This is a genomic window from Agromyces fucosus (assembly GCF_004134865.1).
Taxonomy (GTDB): Bacteria; Actinomycetota; Actinomycetes; order Actinomycetales; family Microbacteriaceae; genus Agromyces; species Agromyces fucosus.
In genome coordinates this window covers 775,334-789,900 of sequence record NZ_SDPO01000001.1, presented here as the reverse complement: position 1 = coordinate 789,900, position 14,567 = coordinate 775,334, and the positions used below count along the sequence as shown (strand labels likewise).

Annotated in this window: 12 protein-coding genes; 11 read left to right on the top strand and 1 reads right to left on the bottom strand. The window is 69.5% G+C overall.

The window, feature by feature from the left end:
- Positions 1-15: 15 nt before the first annotated feature.
- The 10 genes from ESP57_RS03700 (at position 16) to ESP57_RS03655 (ending at position 11,973) form a co-directional block, all read left to right on the top strand.
- A complete protein-coding gene (locus ESP57_RS03700; RefSeq protein ID WP_199470554.1) occupies positions 16-984 on the top strand; it encodes an AAA family ATPase in 969 nt (322 codons plus the stop codon).
- Entirely contained in the window at positions 981-2,348 is a 1,368-nt protein-coding gene (locus ESP57_RS03695) for a DUF58 domain-containing protein (protein ID WP_129230576.1), read from the top strand. The genes ESP57_RS03700 and ESP57_RS03695 overlap by 4 nt, the downstream gene beginning before the upstream one ends.
- Complete coding sequence (locus tag ESP57_RS03690; RefSeq protein ID WP_129230575.1) at positions 2,345-4,891, top strand: transglutaminase TgpA family protein; 2,547 nt, start codon at positions 2,345-2,347, stop codon at positions 4,889-4,891. Before ESP57_RS03695 ends, ESP57_RS03690 begins: the two co-directional genes overlap by 4 nt.
- A 44-nt stretch (positions 4,892-4,935) precedes the next feature.
- On the top strand, positions 4,936-5,439 hold the full coding sequence (locus ESP57_RS03685) for an FHA domain-containing protein (RefSeq protein ID WP_056009741.1): 504 nt from the start codon (positions 4,936-4,938) through the stop codon (positions 5,437-5,439).
- Between the two features lie 167 nt (positions 5,440-5,606).
- Positions 5,607-7,085 carry a 3-isopropylmalate dehydratase large subunit gene (gene leuC / locus ESP57_RS03680; protein WP_243648388.1) on the top strand — a complete coding sequence of 493 codons (1,479 nt, stop codon included), beginning with the start codon at positions 5,607-5,609 and terminating at the stop codon, positions 7,083-7,085.
- 2 nt (positions 7,086-7,087) lie between these two features.
- The gene (leuD, locus tag ESP57_RS03675) at positions 7,088-7,708 is read left to right on the top strand and encodes a 3-isopropylmalate dehydratase small subunit (RefSeq protein ID WP_056009737.1); all 621 of its coding nucleotides are present in this window, start codon (positions 7,088-7,090) and stop codon (positions 7,706-7,708) included.
- Entirely contained in the window at positions 7,705-9,072 is a 1,368-nt protein-coding gene (murA, locus tag ESP57_RS03670) for a UDP-N-acetylglucosamine 1-carboxyvinyltransferase (protein WP_129230574.1), read from the top strand. Before leuD ends, murA begins: the two co-directional genes overlap by 4 nt.
- 40 nt (positions 9,073-9,112) lie before the next feature.
- Complete coding sequence (locus tag ESP57_RS03665) at positions 9,113-9,856, top strand: lysophospholipid acyltransferase family protein (RefSeq protein ID WP_129230573.1); 744 nt, start codon at positions 9,113-9,115, stop codon at positions 9,854-9,856.
- Positions 9,846-10,985 (top strand): NAD(P)H-dependent glycerol-3-phosphate dehydrogenase, encoded by a 1,140-nt coding sequence (locus ESP57_RS03660; protein ID WP_243648387.1) that lies wholly within the window; start codon positions 9,846-9,848, stop codon positions 10,983-10,985. Before ESP57_RS03665 ends, ESP57_RS03660 begins: the two co-directional genes overlap by 11 nt.
- Positions 10,885-11,973 carry a D-alanine--D-alanine ligase family protein gene (locus tag ESP57_RS03655; RefSeq protein WP_129230572.1) on the top strand — a complete coding sequence of 363 codons (1,089 nt, stop codon included), beginning with the start codon at positions 10,885-10,887 and terminating at the stop codon, positions 11,971-11,973. The genes ESP57_RS03660 and ESP57_RS03655 overlap by 101 nt, the downstream gene beginning before the upstream one ends.
- Positions 11,974-12,067: 94 nt before the next feature.
- Here ESP57_RS03655 and ESP57_RS03650 read toward each other — a convergent pair whose 3' ends face one another.
- Positions 12,068-12,601, bottom strand: a complete 534-nt coding sequence (locus ESP57_RS03650) for a DUF3515 domain-containing protein (RefSeq protein WP_129230571.1) — start codon at positions 12,599-12,601, stop codon at positions 12,068-12,070.
- Between the two features lie 221 nt (positions 12,602-12,822).
- On the opposite strand from ESP57_RS03650, the gene ESP57_RS03645 reads away from it, so the two are divergent.
- A complete protein-coding gene (locus tag ESP57_RS03645; RefSeq protein ID WP_129230570.1) occupies positions 12,823-14,556 on the top strand; it encodes a substrate-binding domain-containing protein in 1,734 nt (577 codons plus the stop codon).
- Positions 14,557-14,567: the final 11 nt, after the last annotated feature.

The window sequence follows — 14,567 nt, the reverse complement described above, 5'->3', positions numbered from 1 at the left end:
ATCAGAGGAGCAGACATGGCAGTGACACAGGAACAGGCGGACTGGTTCTCCGACGCCTTCGCGAAGCTCGTCGACAACGTCGACCAGGCGATCCTCGGCAAGCGCGAGGTGATCAGGCTCGTCGTGACCGCGCTCCTCAGCGACGGCCACGTGCTGCTCGAAGACGTTCCGGGAACCGGTAAGACGGTGCTCGCCAAGGCGCTCGCGAACACGCTCGACGGCTCGAACTCGCGCATCCAGTTCACCCCCGACCTGCTGCCGTCGGATGTCACGGGCGTGACGATCTACGACCAGGGCAAGGGCGTCTTCGAGTTCCACAAGGGCCCGATCTTCGCCTCGATCGTGCTGGCCGACGAGATCAACCGTGCGAGCCCGAAGACGCAGTCCGCCCTCCTCGAGGTCATGGAGGAAGGCCGCGTCACCGTCGACGGCGTGAGCCACGACGTCGGTCGTCCGTTCATGGTCATCGCGACGCAGAACCCCGTCGAGCAGGCGGGCACCTACACGCTGCCCGAGGCGCAGCTCGACCGCTTCCTTATCAAGACGTCGCTCGGCTACCCCGACCACAACACCGCGGTCGCGCTGCTCCTCGACTCCTCGAACCGCGCCCGTGCGTCGAAGGTCTCGCCGATCATCGCCCCCGGCTCGGTGGCGGCGATGGCCCAGCTGGCCTCCGAGGTGTTCGTCGATGCATCCGTGCTCGCGTACCTCAACCACATCGTGACCGCGACCCGCTCGCACAAGGACTCGACCCTCGGCGTCAGCATGCGCGGTGCGCTCGCACTCGCGCGTGCCGTCAAGACGTGGGCGCTGTCACAGGGCCGCACCTACGTGACGCCCGACGACGTGCGCGAGCTGGCGGTGCCGGTGCTCGCGCACCGCATCATCGTCGACCCCGAGTCGGACTTCGCCGGCGTCACCGCCGAAGACATCGTGAGCCGAGTGCTGGTCGACATCGAACCGCCCGCGTACCGCGCGGCATGACCAGGTCCACGGCACCCGAACGCCCGGCAGCGCCCTCGCGCGGCGGCATGACGAGCACCGCCACGCCCGAACGCCCGGAGACCGCCCCGCGCGTGCCCTCGCAGACCGCCATCGCGCTGCGGGGCCTCTGGCGATCCATCGTGGGCGGCCTGAGGAACGCAGTGCGACTGTCGGGGCAGGCCCTCGGCCGTGTCTTCGGGTTCGCAGCGCCGGTGACGAGCGTCATCTCGCCGCTCGGCTGGATCGTGCTCGCGGGCGCGGTGGTGGCCTTCGCGCTGAGCCGCGTCTTCGGCTGGATCGAGTTCGGTTTCGTCGGCGCGACGCTCGCCGCCGCGCTCCTCGTGGCGGTCGCGTTCGTGTTCGGCCGGGCCAACTTCAGCGTGCACATCGAGCTGAACCCGCACCGCGTCGTCGCCGGTGAGCGCGCGCTCGGGCGCATGCTCGTGACGAACATCGCCGCGAAGCCGTCGATCCCGTCGCGCATGGAACTGCCGGTCGGCGGTGCCGTCGCGGAGTTCGTGGTTCCGGTGCTCGCGCCGGGCGCCGAGCACGACGAACTCTTCGCCGTCCCGACGCATCGCCGCGCCGTCATCGTGGCAGGGCCGGCGATCACGGTCCGCGGCGACCAGCTCGGGCTGCTGCGCCGCACCGTGAAGTGGACCGATGAGGTCGAGCTCTTCGTGCATCCCGTGACGGCCCGACTGGCCCCGAGCGCGTCCGGCCTGGTGCGCGACCTCGAGGGCGAGGTCACGAAGACGATCACGAACGACGACATCTCCTTCCACGCCCTGCGCTCCTACGAGCCGGGCGACGCGCTCCGGAACGTGCACTGGCGCACGTCGGCGCGCACCGGCCAGCTCATGGTGCGCCAGTTCGAGGAGACCCGCCGTTCGCAGCTCACGATCGTGCACACGACCGACCGCGACGCCTACGCCTCCGAGGACGAGTTCGAGCTCGCGATCTCCATCACGGCCTCGATCGGCGTGCAGGTCGTGCGCGACGGCACGAGGATGAGCATCGTGAGCGAGCGGATGCCGCTCTCCACCGCCACTCCGACGTCGCTGCTCGACGACACCTCGCGCCTGGTCGAGACATCCGGCGATCACGCGAACCTGCGCGACTTCGCGAGGGACGCGACCAAGCGACTGCCTCCGCCGAGTGTCGTGATGATCGTCGGGGGATCGCAGGTGCCACTGGCGGACTTCCGCGCCGCCGAGACCGTCTTCGGCCTCGACACCCAGACCATCGGCTTCCGCGCCGAGTTCGGTGCGGCCTCGCGCATCGCGAAGGTGTCCGGCCTCACGGTCGTGACGATCGGTGCGATCGGCGACCTCCCACGTGTGATGCGGCGGGTGCGACCGTGACCGACTCCTCGACCCCGGTGCAGCCCGTCCCCGCGGACCCAGCCGCACCCTCCGCCTTCCGTCCGTTCCCTGCGCGGGCATGGCCCGACGTCGCGATCATCTCGGTGCTCTCGCTCCTCGGCGTGATCGGCTACGAGACCTCCTTCGGCGACTACAACTTCCTGGTCGCGGGCATCGGCGGCCTCGTCGTCGGTACCGGATTCGGCGTGCTCGGCTACGTGCTCCGGCTCGGCGTCGTCACGAACGTGCTCGTAGCGCTCCTCGGCTACTTCCTCTTCGGCAGCGCGCTCACGATGCCCGCCCAATCGATCTTCGGCGTGATTCCGAGCCTCGAGACGCTCGCAGGGCTCGCCCTCGGCGCCGTCTGGGGCTGGACCGACATCGTGACCCTCCAGACCCCGGTGGAGGCCCCGTACTACATCCCCGTGGTGCCCTATTTCGCGACGTGGCTGGTCGCGCTCGTCGGAACGATGCTCGCAAGCCGCTGGCTCGTCGTGCGCCGCTCGCCCCTGAGGTCGAGCGTGCTGCTCATCGGCCCGGTGCTGCTCTTCCTCTCCGGGATCCTGCTCGGCACCGACGAGACCTACTTCGCGGGCGTTCGCGGTGTCGCGTTCGCCGCGATCGCGCTCATCTGGCTCGGGTGGCGACGCAACGCCGCGCCTGCGGCGAGCGATTCGGGTGCGAGTCGACTGCAGCGGCGCAAGCTCGCCGGCACGGGGATGCTGGTCACCGGCGCGGTCCTCGTGGGTGCGCTCGCGGGCACGGCGCTCGCTCCGACGCAGCCCGATCGGTTCGTGCTGCGCGAGGAGATCACGCCGCCGTTCGACCCGCTGGCGTTCCCGAGCCCGTTGGCCGGATTCCGCTCCTACACGAAGGACCTCTCCGAGACGACGCTCTTCACGGCGACCGGCCTGGAGCCGGGCGATGTGATCCGGCTCGCGAGCATGGACTCCTATGACGGGCGCCTCTGGAACGTCGCAGGCCCCGACGACATGGCGTCGTCCGACGGCGGCTTCGAACTCGTCGGCGAGACCTTGCCGCTGCCAGGCCTCATGCGCCCGGGCGGCGAGCGCACCGCGGAGATCGAGATCGCGGGATACGACGACGTCTGGCTTCCAGGCGTCGGGTACCCGACGCGGCTCCGCTTCGACGACGCCGAAAGCGTGGCGAGCGCGGGCGACCTGCGATACAACTCGTCGACCGGCACCGCCGTGCTGACGAGCGGGGTCGAAGAGGAGTACCGGTACACGATCGACGCGACCCTGCAGAAGGGCGTCGATGACGACGATCTCATCGACACCCCGGCGGCGCAGATCGACCTGGCTCCCGTGGAGAACACGCCCGACGTCGTCGTCGCGAAGGCGCAGGAGTTCGCCGGCGGCGCCGAGAGCCCCATCGAGCAGTTGCGCGCGATCGAGACGGCACTGAAGACGCAGGGGTTCCTGAGTCACGGGCTCGCGTCCGATTCCGTCCCGTCGCGTGCCGGCCACGGCGCCGACCGCATGATCGAGTTGTTCACGCGGAGCCAGATGGTCGGCGACGAGGAGCAGTACGCCTCGGCGATGGCGCTCATGGCGAGGTACCTCGGATACCCGGCGCGAGTCGTCATGGGCTTCGCGCCGGAGGTCGGGGAGGATGCCGACTCCGTCGAGGTCGTCGGCGACGACGTCACGGCATGGGTCGAGGTCGCCTTCGAGGACGTCGGCTGGGTCGCCTTCCACCCGACTCCGGATGAGACCGACATCCCCCAGGACCAGACCCCGAAGCCGAAGTCGGAGCCGCAGCCCCAGGTGCGCCAGCCGCCGCGCAGCGACAACGAGGACGAAGACCTGCTCACCGCGGTCGAGATCGACGACAGCGACGACGAGAAGAAGAACCAGCCGTTCGCCATCCCGCTGTGGGCATGGGTCACGGCGGGCGTGATCGGCATTCCGCTGCTCCTCGTCTTCGGAGCGATGCTCGTGGTCGCCGCGATCAAGGCGCGCCGCCGCAATCGGCGTCGGAACCGTGGATCCGGGGACCGCCGCGTCGCCGGGGCCTGGGACGAGATGACCGACGAGTTCGCAGAGCTCGGCTTCGACGTGCCGAGGGTCGGAAGTCGCCGTCAGGTGGCGGCGGTGATCGAACGGCAGCTGCACCAGCAGGGTCTCGGAGATGCCCGCGGAGGCCGCACGGACACCGGTCCGGTACGGATCGTCCGCGCCGACGGGCCGGCGAGCGGGATCCGTGTGATGCCGTTGGCCGATGCCACCGACCGGGCGGTCTTCGGCGGACAGGAGATCGAGCAGTCCGTCGTCGACGAGAGCTGGGACACGGCGCTCGAATCCGTCGGGCTCGCGCGCGCGGCATCCGGTCGACTTCGACGTCTCTTCAGCCGTTTCCGCATCCGTTCGAAGCGGGACTGGGGCCAGGTGGACATCTCCGGCGCCAAGTCGTCCAAGTCGGCGAAGCCCGCCAAGCCGGCGAAGCCCCCCAAGCCCTCCAGGCCGTCGAAACCGACCGAACCCGGCGGTGCCGAGGCCGCAGCCCCCGCAGCAGGATGACGCGGGGGCTGCGACCCCGTCGCAAGCTCGCCTAGAGTGGAGCCGTGGAGCACGAGGGGTTCATCGTTCCGCCTCCGGGGTTGATCCCAGACACCGTCGAGGCGCCGCCGCGGCCCGCGCCCGCCGTGGCGCCGGCCGCCTTCCCGACATTCACGCCGGTCACGGCTCCCTCCCCTCCACCGGCGCCGGTCGTGCCCGAGGCCGAGGCGGCGCCGCACGGACCCTGGATCCTCTCGCTCGATGACGGGCAGCGGTTCCAGGTCGGCGGGTCGCTCGTGATCGGCCGCGACCCCGCACCGGTGCCGGTTCGCCCGCACGCGGTGCTCGTGCCCGTCGTCGACGCTGCGAAGTCGGTGTCGAAGACCCACGCGATCATCGATCTCGAGGGCGCCGAACTCTCGATCACCGACCTGCACTCGACGAACGGCGTGCTCGTGACCGACGCGCAGGGCGCCGAGCACGACCTCGCTCCGGGCGAGCGCGTCGTGCTCTCGCCGGGCGACCGGGTCGAGCTCGGCACCTTCGCGATGCGCGTCGAGCGGGCCTGAACGCCCGGTGTCATCTGGCCGGGTCGACGTTTCCGAGGTGTTAGCCTGAAGTTGTGCGCGCACGACGACGTCTTCTCCTTCGTTGCCGCGGCGGGGCTTCGTTCTGAGGCCTTCCCCGCCGCGGAGTCTGTCGTCGGCTGACCCCTGGACCTGAGGAAGACGAACGCATGAACGCAACATCCACGAACGCCGCGCCCGCCGAAGACGCCGTCCCGGCGACTGAACGCCCGCGCACACTGGCCGAGAAGGTGTGGAACGCCCACCTGGTGGCGAAGGGCGAAGACGGCACTCCCGACCTGATCTACATCGACCTGCACCTCGTGCACGAGGTGACGAGTCCGCAGGCCTTCGACGGCCTTCGCATGGCAGGTCGCCCGGTGCGCCGGCCCGACCTGACGATCGCGACCGAAGACCACAACACGCCGACCCTCGACATCGACAAGCCCATCGCCGACCTGACGAGCCGCACGCAGATCGAGACGCTGCGTCGCAACGCCGCCGAGTTCGGCATCCGGTTGCACTCGCTCGGCGACAAGGAGCAGGGCATCGTGCACGTCGTCGGCCCGCAGCTCGGCCTGACGCAGCCCGGCATCACGGTGGTCTGCGGCGATTCGCACACCTCGACGCACGGCGCATTCGGCGCGATGGCCTTCGGCATCGGCACGAGCGAGGTCGAGCACGTGCTCGCCACGCAGACCCTGCCGCTGAAGCCCTTCAAGACCATGGCGATCAACGTCGAGGGGACGCTCCGTCCCGGTGTCACCGCGAAGGACATCATCCTCGCGGTGATCGCGAAGATCGGCACCGGCGGTGGCCAGGGCTACGTGCTCGAGTACCGCGGCAGCGCGATCCGGGCCCTGTCGATGGACGGTCGCATGACGATCTGCAACATGTCCATCGAGGCCGGCGCACGCGCCGGCATGGTGGCACCGGATGCCACGACGTACGCCTACCTCGAGGGCCGCGACCACGCGCCATCCGGTGCCGACTGGGACGCCGCCGTCGCCTACTGGAAGACCCTCGCGACCGACGAGGGCGCCGAGTTCGACGCCGAGGTCTTCATCGACGCCGACACGCTCGAACCCTTCGTCACGTGGGGCACGAATCCGGGGCAGGGCGTCTCGCTCTCCGACACGGTGCCCGACCCCGCATCGATCGACGACCAGCACGAGCGCGCCGCGGCCGAGCGTGCGCTCGAGTACATGGCGCTCGAGCCCGGCACGCCGCTGAAGGACATCGCGGTCGACGCCGTCTTCATGGGCTCCTGCACCAACAGCCGCATCGAAGACCTGCGGGCCTTCGCTTCGATCATCAAGGGCAAGCAGAAGGCCGACGGCGTGCGCGTCATGGTCGTGCCGGGGTCGGCTCGAGTGCGGCTCGAGGCCGAGGCCGAGGGCCTCGACAAGGTCTTCACCGACTTCGGCGCCGAGTGGCGCTTCGCCGGCTGCTCGATGTGCCTCGGCATGAACCCCGACCAGCTGGCGCCGGGCGAACGCTGCGCGTCGACCTCGAACCGCAACTTCGAGGGACGCCAGGGCAAGGGCGGCCGCACGCACCTCGTGTCACCGCTGGTGGCCGCCGCGACCGCGATCCGCGGCACGCTGTCGAGCCCGTGGGATCTGCAGGCCGAAGGGGAGGAGCGCTGACCATGGAGAAGATCACCACCGTCACGGGCACCGCGGCGCCGCTGCGCCGTTCGAACGTCGACACCGACCAGATCATCCCCGCCGTCTTCCTGAAGCGCGTCACGAAGACCGGATTCGACGACGCGCTCTTCTACGCCTGGCGCCAGGACCCCGACTTCGTCCTGAACCGCCCCGAGTACCAGGGCGTGAAGGTGCTGATCGCCGGACCCGATTTCGGCACCGGTTCGAGCCGTGAACACGCCGTCTGGGCGCTGCGCGACTTCGGCTTCGACGTCGTCATCAGCTCGCGCTTCGGCGACATCTTCCGCGGCAACTCGGGCAAGCAGGGACTCCTCGCAGCACAGGTCGCCTACGAAGACGTCGAGCGGCTCTGGGAGGTCGTCGAGGCCGACCCGGGAATAGCGGTGACGGTCGATCTGGTTGAGCGAACAGTGACCGTAGGGTCGCTGAAGGTGCCGTTCGAGATCGATGACTACACTCGGTGGAGGCTTCTGGAGGGACTCGATGACATCGGGCTCACCCTCAGAGATGAAGCAGCAATTGCCGAGTTCGAGTCTCATCGAGAGTCGTGGCGGCCGAAGACGCTCCCCATCAGGGAGCCGGCGGAATCAGGGAGTCTGTGAACACACTCGGGCAGGATGCCAAGAACCATGGAACGGCAGTCGGGTTGAACGTCGACAAGATCACGATCAACGGTGGCAAGCCGCTCCGCGGTCGCATCGAGTTGAAGGGCGCGAAGAACCTCGTCACGAAGGCGATGGTCGCGGCCATCCTCGGTGACACTCCGAGCGTGCTGAAGGACGTCCCGAACATCAGCGACGTCCGGATCGTCCGAGGCCTCCTCGAGGTGCACGGCGTGAGCGTGACGCAGGGCATCGAGGGCGAGCTCATCCTCGACCCGTCGGCGGTCGAGACGGCGCACATGGCCGACATCGACGCGCACGCGGGCTCCAGCCGGATCCCGATCCTCTTCTGCGGCCCGCTGCTGCACCGCCTCGGCGAGGCGTTCATCCCCGACCTCGGCGGCTGCCGCATCGGCGACCGTCCGATCGACTACCACCTCGAGGTGCTGCGCAACTTCGGTGCGATCGTCGAGAAGCTGCCGAGCGGCATCCGCATGTCGGCACCCGGCGGCCTGCACGGCGCGAAGGTGTCGCTGCCCTACCCGAGCGTCGGCGCCACCGAGCAGGTACTCCTGACGGCCGTGCTCGCCGACGGCATCACCGAGCTCTCGGGCGCGGCGATCGAGCCCGAGATCATGGATCTCATCAACATCCTGCAGAAGATGGGCGCCATCATCACGGTCGACACCGACCGGGTCATCCGCATCGAGGGCGTCGAGAAGCTCGAAGGCTACACCCACCGGGCGCTCTTCGACCGCAACGAGGCCGCGAGCTGGGCCGCTGCGGCCCTCGCGACCGACGGCGACATCTTCGTCGGCGGAGCGCGCCAGGCCGAGATGCTCACGTTCCTCAACGTCTTCCGCAAGGTCGGCGGCGACTTCGAGATCCAGGAAGACGGCATCCGGTTCTTCCACCCGGGCGGCGAGCTCTCGCCCGTCATCATCGAGACCGACGTGCACCCCGGCTTCATGACCGACTGGCAGCAGCCGCTCGTGATCGCGCTCACGAAGGCGAAGGGCGTCTCGATCGTGCACGAGACGGTCTACGAGCAGCGTTTCGGGTTCGTCGACGCCCTCGTCGAGATGGGCGCGTCGATCGAGGTGCACAAGGAGTGCCTCGGCGGTCGCGCGTGCCGGTTCGGTCAGCGCAACTTCAAGCACTCCGCGGTGATCTCGGGGCCCACGAAGCTCACGGGCGCCGACATCGAGGTTCCCGACCTGCGGGGCGGCTTCAGCCACCTCATCGCGGCGCTCTCGGCCGACGGCCGCTCGACCGTCTCGAACGTCGGCATCATCGCTCGCGGATACGAGAACTTCATCACGAAGCTGGAGCTCCTCGGGGCGGACTTCGAACTCGAAGGATAATGGGGGAGTGCCACACGACGACACACCCTCGACGAGCTCCATGAAGCCGCGTTCGGAGACCCGCCGACCGTCGTTCTTCTGGCTCCTCGCCGCCATCGCCCTCCCGCCGCTCGGCCTCGCGGTCCGCTACCGGTTCCACCACCGTGAGCGCATGCCCCAGTCGGGTGCCTTCGTGCTCGCGCCGAACCACTACAGCGAGATCGATCCGCTCGTGATCGGCGCGGCCGTCTGGAAGCTCGGTCGTGCACCGAGATTCCTCGCGAAGGCCTCGCTCTTCAAGAACCCCGTGCTGGGCTGGCTCCTGCGCACCTCAGGGCAGATCCCGGTCGAGCGCGCGGGCAGCAAGAGCCACCGGGCGCTGCGCGCAGCGGAGGAGCTCGTCGAGAAGGGGCGCATGGTCGTCGTGTACCCCGAGGGTTCACTCACGCGCGACCCCGACCTCTGGCCGATGCGGGGCAAGACGGGTGCCGTGCGCATCGCGCTCGAGCGGGACATCCCGATCATCCCCTCGGCGCACTGGGGCACGCAGGAGCTCATGCCGCGTTACGGCAAGAAGATCCACCCCTTCCCGCGCAAGACCATCGACGTCATCGTGGGCGAGCCGCTCGACCTCAGCGAGTATCGGGGCAAGCCGCTCACCCAGAGCAGCCTGCTCGAGGCGACCGATCAGCTCATGAAGGCGATCGCCGAGTTGCTCGCGGAACTGCGCGACGAGCCGGCACCGGCCGAGCGCTGGGATCCGACGCAGCACGGCCAGAAGGAGACGGGGCGCCTTGAAGACTAGAACCCCCGCCAAGAAGGGCCCGGGCAAGCGCGTCGCCGTGCTCGGCGCCGGCAGCTGGGGCACCACGTTCGCGAAGATCCTCGCCGACGGCGGCGCCGATGTCGTGCTGTGGGCCCGTCGCCCCGAGCTGGCCCGCGAGATCCAGGAGGCCAAGCGCAACAGCGACTACCTCCCGGGCGTGAACCTGCCGCTCGGCCTCAGGGCCACGAGCCGCCTCGACCTCGCACTCGCGGGCGCCGAGCAGGTCTACATCTCGGTGCCGAGCCAGTCGCTGCGCGAGAACCTCGCGATCATCGCGCCGCACCTGCACGCGCAGGCATCCGTCGTCTCGCTCATGAAGGGCGTCGAGAAGTCGACGGGCAAGCGCATGAGCGAGGTCATCGCCGAGGTGCTGCGCATCGACCCCGCGCAGATCGCGGTGATCTCGGGGCCGAACCTCGCGCTCGAGATCGCCAAGGAGCAGCCGACCGCGGCCGTCGTGTCGTCGACGAGCCTCGAGACGGCCCAGGCCGTGGCATCCGTCGCCCGCAACCGCTACTTCCGCTCGTTCGTGAACACCGACGTGATCGGCACCGAGTTCGGCGGCGTGCTGAAGAACCTCATCGCCGTCGCGATCGGCATCGTCGACGGCGTCGGCTACGGCGAGAACACGAAGGCCTCGATCATCACGCGCGGCCTCGTCGAGATGACCGACTTCGCGGTCGCCTACGGCGCGCATCCCGAGACCCTCGCCGGCCTCGCGGGTCTCGGCGACCTCATCGCGACGAGCCAGTCGCCCCTCTCGCGCAACAACACCGCGGGCCGACTGCTCGGCCAGGGCTATCACCTGAACGACGTCGTCAATCAGATGCAGCAGACCACAGAGGGGCTCGCATCGGTCGGGCCGATCCTCGAACTGGCGCGAGCGATGGGCGTCGACATGCCCATCGTCGAACAGGTTCGGCAGGTGCTCGCGGGCACCCTCGATCCGAAGGACATCGCGCCCCACCTCACGACAGACGACGAGCCGCAGGGCGAAAGGACGATCGATGGACAAGCTCAGAGTGGTTCTGCTGTTCGGAGGGCGTTCCAGCGAGCATTCGATCAGCTGCGCAACGGCGGGCGGGGTGCTCCGGGCGATCGACCGTAGCCGCTACGAGGTGATCCCCGTCGGGATCACTCGCGACGGCGCGTTCGTGCTCGAGTCCGACGACGCCGACCGCTTCGCCCTCGACCCGGCGCACCTGCCCGAGGTCGTCGACAACGGCAGCCGGGTGCGCTGGCCCGAGAGCGCGTCGTCGCGCGAGCTTCGAGTCACGGATGCATCGGGCGAGCGCTCGCTCGGCGATGTCGACGTGGTCTTCCCGATCCTGCACGGCCGCTTCGGCGAAGACGGCACGATCCAGGGACTGCTCGAGCTCGTCGGCCTGCCCTACGTCGGCAACGGCGTGCTCGCCTCGTCGATCGGCATGGACAAGCACTTCACGAAGACCGTGCTCGAGGGCGCCGGCATCGCCGTGGCACCGTGGGTGACCCTGACGCGAGCCTCGCTCGACGAGAACCGCGAGCTCTGGGAACGTCGCACCAAGGCGCTCGGATTGCCGGTGTTCGTCAAGCCCGCGCGCGCGGGCTCCTCGGTCGGCGTCACGAGGGTCGCCGATTGGTCGGAGCTCGACGCGGCCCTCGACACCGCGTTCGCCGAAGACGGCAGCGTGCTCGTCGAGGCGGCGGTCACGGGCCGCGAGATCGAGTGCGGAGTGCTCGGCGGCGCCGGGTCATCCGTTCGCGTGAGCGTCGCCGGCGAGGTCGTCGTCACCGGCCGCGACTTCTACGACTTCGAGGCGAAGTACCTCGACGCTCCCGGCGTCGAACTGATCTGCCCGGCCGATCTCGGCGACGGCGAGCTCTTCGAGCTGCAGCGCGTCGCACGCCACGCGTTCGAGGCGATCGGCGGCGAGGGGCTCGCGCGTGTCGACGTGTTCCTGACCGACGAGGGCTTCGTCGTCAACGAGATCAACACGATGCCGGGCTTCACGCCCATCTCGATGTTCCCGACGTGCTGGCAGCAGTCGGGCCTCGCCTACCCCGACCTGATCGCCGAACTCATCGACGGCGGGTACGCGCGCGGCAGTCGCTGACACGCCTGCGAGTTGAGCCTGCCTCTCTCGGTCGAGCCGGTCGAGACCGGGGTTCGGCAGGCTGAGGGTTCGGCAGGCTCAACCAGCAGGATGCTCAGCCCGAGGTCTCGCCGAAGGACTCGTCGATCGTCGTGCAGCCACCGTCGGCGGGGATGACGGAGACCGCCGAGGAGAGTTCGCTGATGACGGTGGTGCCCGAGACGACGTCGTTGTCGACGAGCACCTCGACGGCGGGCGTGCGCCCGTATGTGGTGAACAGGTAGTTCGGTGCGTCCGATTCGTCGATGACCCAGTCGACGCCGTTGACGCTGACGCAGCGATCGGTCGTCGGGCCGGGCGCCTCGGCCCCGCAGCGCAGGACCACGGATGCCGGTTCGCCCCACGCACCGGTGCCCTGCGCGTTGGTCTCGCGCTGCTGCTGCTCGGCCTCGGTGTCCTTCGCGAGCGCGTCGGGCAGGCGCACGACGACGGCCGCGCAGTCGGGATCGCTCGCGAGCGGCGCCGATTCGATCGGCACGGCCTGGCTGCAACCGGTGAACACGAGCATGGCGGCGGCGACGACGGCGGTCGCGGCGAACCGGCGGAGCGCGGTGCCGCGCGAAGGAGCTGAGGGGGATGATTCGGACATCCCGTTCAGGCTATCGCGAGCGGGGCGCGCCGAGCTGGGCGTGGGCCGCCCGGCCGGGCCGCCCGTCCCGCCGGCTGCGTGCAGAGAGTGCAATCGGCGCCGCTGAATGTAATGATTGCTTACCAATGCACGCGGTGCCCCCGCCGTCGTCCCCGAGACGAGCATCGCTGCAAGCATCCGAGCGCTGATCAAGGCCGCTCACCGCCGAGCAATGGAGCACGATGAGTCGTCGAAGCGAACGCGAGCAGAGTCGGAAACGCCGTCGTCGGACGAGCTCGATCATCGCGGCCGCGATCGTCACGGCGGTGCTCGTCGGCAGTGCCGGTGCCGTCGGCACGGCCTGGGCGACGGGCGGTCTCGACGACTGGATCGACCCGGTTCCGGAGTGCACCGTGCCCGTCGAGTTGACGGTCGTCGCCGATCGGGCGATCGCGGCGACGGTGCAGGCCGTGGCGACCGAGTACGACGCCGGCGAGTCGGCGTGCTCGCACACCGAGGTGCTCGCCCAGGAGTCTGCGGACACGGCCGCAGTACTGGCTTCGGGCAACGCGACGGAGGTCGACGCCTGGATCCCCGACTCCCCGGTCTGGCTCGTGCGCATGTCGAGCATGGCGCGATCCCTCGGCCGCCCGGTGCCCGACATCGCCCTCGAACGCTCGATCGCGACGAGCCCGGTCGTCTTCGCGGCGCCCGTGAGCCGGGCCGAGGAGTTCGCCGGTCGTGAGCTGAGCTGGAAGGGGCTGCTGGGTGCCGAGTTCCCCGCGCTGCTGCCCGACCCCGAAGCCTCCTCGGCGAGCCTGAACGCGCTCCAGTCGCTCGAGAGCCGCGTCGAGATCACCCAGCCGAGGCAGTTCCAGAACGCGATGGTCCGGTTGAACGGCGAGGTGCCGTCGAATGCGGATGCCGCGTTCGCCGCGCTCAGCGTGAGCGCCCCGGGCACCGTGGCGATCGCGAGCGAGCAGCAGCTGGCCCTGCACAACCGGAAGGCGGGCGCCGAGCCGCTGCTCGCCCTCTACCCGAGCGACGGCAGCCTCGCCCTCAGCTATCCGTTCCTGCGCCTGCTCGACGAGAGCGAGCTCGCGAAGCACCTGCGCGACGGCGAGCAGGCGGACGAGTCCGACCCCGAGGCGATCGAGCTCGTGCGTCGGGCCCACGAGCTCGACGCACTGAAGATCGCCCTCTGGAACGCGAAGGACCGCTTCGCCACCGACGGCTTCCGCGACGGCCGAGGCGGCGGCGAGCTCGAACAGGACGGCGTGGTCGAGGCGCCCGTCGAGGTGAGTTCTGCCGCGGCATCCGCTCAGGTCGCGATCCTGCGCACCTGGGGTCTCGTCAGCGTGCGCTCGCGCATCCTGACGGTGATCGACCTCTCGGGCTCCATGGAGGAGCCGACTGTGTCGGGGCAGCGGCGCATCGACGTGCTGCAACAGGCCGCGGCGACGACGCTCGCGCAGTTCTCGGGCCAGGTCGACCTCGGCGTCTGGGGCTTCTCCACGCTGCGCGCCGGCGAGCAGGACTGGGAGTGGCTCGCACCGATCGACCGACTCTCGAACGATTCGCACAAGCAGCTCGTGACCGACGTGATCGGCTCGCTGCCTGCCCGTCTCGGCGGTGCCACCGGTCTCTACGACACCACGCTCGCGGCCGTGCAGAGCGTGCGCGAGCAGTACGATCCCGAGAAGGTCAACTCGGTGCTGCTGCTGACCGACGGCCGGAACGAGGACGAGAACGGCATCTCGGGAGAACAGTTGCTCGCCGAGCTCGCGGCGCTGGACGATCCGGCGCGGCCCGTGCCGGTGACGCTCGTCGGAATCGGGCCCGACACCGATCTCGACGCCATGCGGCGCATCGCGGAGGCGACGGGCGGTGCCGCCTATTCCGCGGCACGGCCCGAGGACCTGACCGTGGTGCTCACCGACGCACTGTCGCAGCGCGCCTGCCGACCCAACTGCTGACGACGCCGGGG

What these genes read in the sequence shown, in the direction of transcription:
- ESP57_RS03695 (WP_129230576.1), top strand. Translation starts at nt 981, where the DNA reads ATGACCAGGTCCACGGCACCCGAACGCCCGGCAGCGCCCTCGCGCGGC.
- ESP57_RS03650 (WP_129230571.1), bottom strand. Translation starts at nt 12,601, where the DNA reads ATGTCCGAATCATCCCCCTCAGCTCCTTCGCGCGGCACCGCGCTCCGC.
- ESP57_RS03700 (WP_199470554.1), top strand. Translation starts at nt 16, where the DNA reads ATGGCAGTGACACAGGAACAGGCGGACTGGTTCTCCGACGCCTTCGCG.
- leuC (WP_243648388.1), top strand. Translation starts at nt 5,607, where the DNA reads ATGAACGCAACATCCACGAACGCCGCGCCCGCCGAAGACGCCGTCCCG.
- leuD (WP_056009737.1), top strand. Translation starts at nt 7,088, where the DNA reads ATGGAGAAGATCACCACCGTCACGGGCACCGCGGCGCCGCTGCGCCGT.
- ESP57_RS03665 (WP_129230573.1), top strand. Translation starts at nt 9,113, where the DNA reads ATGAAGCCGCGTTCGGAGACCCGCCGACCGTCGTTCTTCTGGCTCCTC.
- ESP57_RS03645 (WP_129230570.1), top strand. Translation starts at nt 12,823, where the DNA reads ATGAGTCGTCGAAGCGAACGCGAGCAGAGTCGGAAACGCCGTCGTCGG.
- ESP57_RS03655 (WP_129230572.1), top strand. Translation starts at nt 10,885, where the DNA reads ATGGACAAGCTCAGAGTGGTTCTGCTGTTCGGAGGGCGTTCCAGCGAG.